Raw genomic sequence first — 5,315 nt, forward strand, 5'->3', positions numbered from 1 at the left:
CACTTTCATCAATTAAAAATAAGTCTTGCTATTAGTTTTGCTATTACAATTTTTACTCCCAAAGCACTTTATAAAATCTGCAAAAAACCGTAACAAAACCCACGCGCGGGTCTAAAAGCTCGTTAGTAATCACCTGGGCCAGCTCATGCATGATGAGCTCACCAACCTGTTGCGAACGTTTATTATGTTTTGATGCTGACACGATCTTTCTGCTCGTAGGGCCATAGCCCTATAAATGTCAAGCACCACAAGCACAGATCGTTAATACTTTGGCTTAAGTTCCATGGTGCCAGACGCCCTAGGTGGTGGGGATTTTATAAACCGCTTTGTATTAAATAATTGTGACAATAAGACCGATAGCATGGCAAATATTTAAACACTTAAAGCGGTAGTTGATGGTTTAAATGTTTTACATATTTAAAAATATAAACAATAGATGCGCTAATTTCTCCTACACACTTTTACTTTATTGCTTTGACGAAATTACATTTAAAACTGGAAGACAGTTATTGTTTAGCTGCCTTCATTTGGTTACTTATTTTTTCTGGGATCTTTTCAAGCGCTTTTTGATCAATAGTTTTTAAAAAACCTTCGCAAAAACTCGGACATGAAAGCTCTTCTCTACAGATAGACATTTGATTAATCATTTCTCCCTTTTTGTTTAGCACGTTAGCCCACGCAATGCCCAATTTAAAAAATACACTGCTATCTTTTTTAAACCTATTTTCATTATCTATGAGTTTCCTGTAAGCAGCATTTTTATAATTGTACTCATCAGGTAGTGCAAAGATAGCCCTAAGCAATACTTCAAACTGCTCTATGGTTGGAGGAAAAGGTAAATATTGAATTAGAAGAGCTAAACTTGAATAAAACCCATTATCAAAATTGCCACAACATTCGTTAGAACCTAGGCCATAGATCTGATCTTCTGATAATTCTTTAACTAAATCGATAGCTATTTTCGTAGCGTCTTTTCTAACATTATTTTTCGCAGTATCTTCTTTGTTTAGAACATCAATAGGAGGGCTATCAACACATGAGAGTAGTTGCAAACAGGTTTCTATAGCTAACCATGGATCACGCTGAGCAAGTTGTTTCAAATCGTTAAGAATTTTATCGGCATCTGTAATGCCATGACTTTGATGTAATGCATTGCTATATTTATAAAAATTCAATCTGGAGTAATTACGAGACCACGCGGACCTAATTTCCATGAATTTTGCCCATTTAAAATCAGCATTCGGTTTTGGGGTTGGCCCGTTTTTTTGTACCTTCGCCTGTTTGGCGAACCAATCTGCCATATCAAATACTGTCTTTTTTAAATCTGGTGGCTGCAAATCAAGGCCAAATCGCGTTTTCACTCCGGGAATTTTTTCTATTTTTATAGCTTCATTCAAACGATTGTTGTCTGTACCAGAAATATTCCCATCGAATGCAACTTCACGAATTGTTTCCATTAAAGGACCACCGCTATATCCTCGCTTATTAATTATCTCGTCTTGTAATTCTGTGGTGTTGATTTTTCCTTTTGATAGATGACGAGATAGCAATGCGGCAAAATCGTCACGAGTAGGTATACGGAGTTTATGAAGCTTAGCTAAAATTTGCTGATAGGCTTTTTTCTTAGCTACAGGGATAGAATAATATGAATCAGCTAATAACTTTAAATCCTCCACAGAAAACTTAAGTCCATAAAGTTGCAACGACTGGTTATCATTGCCAGGCAGGTTGGCGATATAAGACGCTACCTGACGAAAAACATTACAGTTATCAGAATGAGAAAAACCTGATTAAGTTAATTGCCTTTCAGAAATACTGCTATTTTTCTCAACCATTGGGTCGATCCTTTTTTTTGTTACTGTTCATCTCTCTAAGCTAACAAGCCTAATTATCGGTAACATATGTATTTAGTTGTTTATTTTTGAACATTCTTTATTACCGATCGGAGTTCATCAAGCGAAGCAGCCCACCGTTACACTCGCGCGATAACTTAAACATATCAAGAGGTTAAACCCGGCAGTTTGAAGCGGCGGACAAGTTGGTATTTGCGCAGCCGTAAGCGTGTAGCTAGTTGATTTTTAACAGCAAAATACTTCTTTGGTGCTAAGCTCCATGGTGCCAGACACTATTATCCCGGGACACTATTATCCTGCTTTTCCCCACCGAATGAAAATAACCCAAAATGCTTAAATATTTGCCTTGAGGGAAATAATAATGCTTAAATATTTGCCTTGAGGGAAAATTATAAGTAATTGTAGGTGAATGGATATCCTGAAGACACGCTATTTAGAAAACTATATGCTTTTAGATCTTAATGATGAAAAGATGGTTTTTGTCGGCGGGCCCCGTCAGGTTGGGAAGACGACTCTTGCAGTAGAGTTACTTGCTAAAAAGTTGCAACCTGCAGGCTATTTAAATTGGGATAATCGTGAAGATCGAAGAAAAATTTCTTCTTCACTCTGGCCGGGCGATGCAAAGCTACTGATTCTTGATGAGCTGCATAAATATAAAAAGTGGAAGAATTTTATTAAGGGTGAATATGACAAGCTTAAGCATGTGTACAAGTTCATCCTGACTGGCAGTGCCCGTATGGATACCTTTCGCCGAGGTGGGGATTCTTTGCAGGGGCGATATCATTATTACCGATTACATCCGTTTTCACTTGCAGAGCTGAATGGCTTTTGTGCATCGGTCATACCCTTTGAGGAGCTGTCGTTTGAAAATCTGCCACAGGCATACGGCATTGATCTGCTTGAAAAATTCGGTGGTTTTCCTGAACCGCTTTTCAAGGCAGAAGAGCGGTTTATCCGAAGATGGCACAATGAAAAGATTGAGCGTATGTTCAGAGAAGACATACAGGAGATGGCGATTGTTAACGATCTGGCCAGTATGAAATTACTTTCGGACTTGCTTCCATCACGAGTCGGATCGCTTCTGTCTACCAATGCCCTTCGTGAAGATCTTGAAGTATCGTTCAAGGCTGCCAAACGATGGCTCGATCTGCTTGAATCGTTTTATTATTGTTTCCGTATCTACCCATATTCTACCAATGCCCTTCGTGTACTTAAAAAAGAGCCTAAGTTGTACCTTTGGGACTGGTCAGAAGTTGCCGATGAAAGTGCCCGGTTTGAAAATCTTATCGCATCACATCTATTGAAACTAACTCATTACCTTTACGACTGCGAAGGGTATCGGGCAGAACTTCAGTTTTTGAGAGACCTCGATAAACGGGAAGTAGATTTCCTTGTGACCAATGACAAAAAACCGTGGTTTGCTGTTGAAGTCAAACTCCAGGACTGCAATCCATCAAAGACACTCATCCGTTTTAAAACCAAGTTAGAAATTCCCTGGTGTTTTCAGGTTGTCAGGCGATCTGGAATCGATATTCTGGCAAATGGAATACGGATAATTTCCGCAGACAAATTTTTAACGGGATTATGCTGATAAAATGCCAAGCCCAAGCTCATGGTGCCAGACGCCGCTAAGTATTGCTAGGCATTAGAGCACCGATATCTATTGCATTGCATTATATTATCTTTATTGATAACATAATGATATGGAATTCGAGCGCCTACTAGAATTAGTTAGTGATGAGCCAGTATTTGAAACGTCCTTGCTACTGGCAGGCAATGTCAAACCGCCCGGCGTACGCTTACAACTTGCTCGATGGGCAAAGAGCGGTAAGGTGTACCAACTGCGGCGGGGGCTATATGCTCTCGCTCCACCCTATCAAAAAGTGAAGCCCCATCCTTTCTTAGTTGCCAACCGCATGCAGCGGGCTTCTTATGTTAGCGGGTCATCGGCGCTGGCCTTTTTCGGGTTGATCCCTGATACCCTGTATGCCACGTTCAGTGTCACGACAAGGAGGCCGGAATACCATTCAACCCCACTTGGGAATTTTGCCTTTCAGCATATCAAGCCATTGTATTTGCGGGGTTACCTCGTGCATGAACTAGGTTGCGGGCAGCATGCTTTCATCGCCACTCCTGAAAAAGCACTGCTCGATTTGGTTTATTTGCAACCAGCCGGAGACACGCTAACCTATTTGCAGGAATTGCGCCTGCAAAACCTGGAACGCCTCGACTTGATCGCGCTGCAACAACAAGCGGAAATTTTTGGCAGCCCGAAAATGCTGCGAGCTTTTGAGGTCATTCGTAAGTTGGTTAAAACCGAAGCGCAGGAGTACGAAATGTTATGAAGGATTACCTGTTTGAACTAGTTCGCAGCGCAGCCCAACCAAGTGCAGGCCGCAACCTGGCGCGCGAGTATCTGCAGGCACGTATTTTAGCTGCTTGGCAACGCGCTGGTGCAATGATCCCGCTGGCCTTTCATGGCGGCACAGCATTACGCTTTCTTTATGCCCACGGTCGCTACTCGGAAGACCTGGATTTTGCCCTAGAACAAGCTCACGATCAGTATGATTTTCGGCGATACCTTAAGGCGATCCGTTCTGAGCTAAATCATGAAGGCTATTCGATCGAGTTAAAAGTCAGTGACACCAAAACGGTACACAGCGCCTTTGTGCGTTTCCCCGCTTTGCTTTATGAATTGGGACTATCTCCCCAACGTGCTGAAGTGTTGGCGGTAAAAATTGAGGTGGATACCAATCCACCGACCGGCGCGGTCCTTGCCACCACGGTGATTCGTCGCTTTGTAGTGCTCCAATTGCAGCACCATGATGAAGCCTCGCTGATGGCCGGCAAGTTACATGCCGTCTTGCAGCGCTTCTACACCAAAGGCCGCGATATTTACGATTTGCTATGGTACTTAAGTGATCCAAAATGGCCAGCACCAAACCTGGTATTGCTCAATAATGCGCTGCAACAAACGAATTGGACAGGCGACAAGCTTACCAATACGAACTGGCGACAAGTGGTACGTACACGATTGATGGGATTGGATTGGGAACAAGTTCTGGCTGATGTGCGCCTGTTTCTGGAACCTAGTTTCGATATGGCACTGCTAACCAAAGAAAACCTGATGCGACTTTTGGGGTAAAGAAAACGGAAAACGGGGTCAAGTCTTTCTCTTTGCATTTTCTAGCTTAAGGAGTTATTTTCGGCCCGACATACTTAAGCGGCCGAAGAGTAAAAGTGTTTTTAGATACAATTGCTTTTTTATCACCCAAGCATGATAAGATAAGATCCCATGAGCGACGGCGGCACCGGTGAAAAAACAGAAGAGCCTACCCCCGAGCGTTTGCGTAAGCTGCGACAAGAGGGCAATGTTCCCAAAAGCGCGTGTAGGAAAAATTAGCGCATATTCTTAAACGCTTATAACACGTAAACTATCAAATACCACTTTCATCAATTAAA

Annotated in this window: 5 protein-coding genes; 4 read left to right on the forward strand and 1 reads right to left on the reverse strand. The window is 42.1% G+C overall.

Features of this window, described 5'->3' with window-relative positions:
- Positions 1 to 506: 506 nt before the first annotated feature.
- Positions 507 to 1,676: a hypothetical protein gene (locus tag JW841_09215; GenBank protein MBN1961113.1), complete on the reverse strand. Its 1,170-nt coding sequence runs from the start codon at positions 1,674 to 1,676 to the stop codon at positions 507 to 509.
- 586 nt (positions 1,677 to 2,262) lie between these two features.
- On the opposite strand from JW841_09215, the gene JW841_09220 reads away from it, so the two are divergent.
- The 4 genes from JW841_09220 to JW841_09235 all read left to right on the forward strand — a co-directional run bounded on the left by JW841_09220 (position 2,263) and on the right by JW841_09235 (position 5,256).
- On the forward strand, positions 2,263 to 3,444 hold the full coding sequence (locus JW841_09220; GenBank protein MBN1961114.1) for an ATP-binding protein: 1,182 nt from the start codon (positions 2,263 to 2,265) through the stop codon (positions 3,442 to 3,444).
- A gap of 112 nt (positions 3,445 to 3,556) precedes the next feature.
- On the forward strand, positions 3,557 to 4,198 hold the full coding sequence (locus JW841_09225) for a hypothetical protein (GenBank protein MBN1961115.1): 642 nt from the start codon (positions 3,557 to 3,559) through the stop codon (positions 4,196 to 4,198).
- On the forward strand, positions 4,195 to 4,998 hold the full coding sequence (locus JW841_09230) for a nucleotidyl transferase AbiEii/AbiGii toxin family protein (GenBank protein ID MBN1961116.1): 804 nt from the start codon (positions 4,195 to 4,197) through the stop codon (positions 4,996 to 4,998). Before JW841_09225 ends, JW841_09230 begins: the two co-directional genes overlap by 4 nt.
- A gap of 150 nt (positions 4,999 to 5,148) precedes the next feature.
- On the forward strand, positions 5,149 to 5,256 hold the full coding sequence (locus JW841_09235) for an EscU/YscU/HrcU family type III secretion system export apparatus switch protein (GenBank protein MBN1961117.1): 108 nt from the start codon (positions 5,149 to 5,151) through the stop codon (positions 5,254 to 5,256).
- The last annotated feature ends 59 nt before the right edge of the window (positions 5,257 to 5,315 follow it).

It is taken from the genome of Deltaproteobacteria bacterium, from assembly GCA_016931625.1.
Taxonomy (GTDB): Bacteria; Myxococcota; XYA12-FULL-58-9; order XYA12-FULL-58-9; family JAFGEK01; genus JAFGEK01.

What these genes read in the sequence shown, in the direction of transcription:
- JW841_09230 (MBN1961116.1), top strand. Translation starts at nt 4,195, where the DNA reads ATGAAGGATTACCTGTTTGAACTAGTTCGCAGCGCAGCCCAACCAAGT.
- JW841_09235 (MBN1961117.1), top strand. Translation starts at nt 5,149, where the DNA reads ATGAGCGACGGCGGCACCGGTGAAAAAACAGAAGAGCCTACCCCCGAG.
- JW841_09225 (MBN1961115.1), top strand. Translation starts at nt 3,557, where the DNA reads ATGGAATTCGAGCGCCTACTAGAATTAGTTAGTGATGAGCCAGTATTT.
- JW841_09220 (MBN1961114.1), top strand. Translation starts at nt 2,263, where the DNA reads ATGGATATCCTGAAGACACGCTATTTAGAAAACTATATGCTTTTAGAT.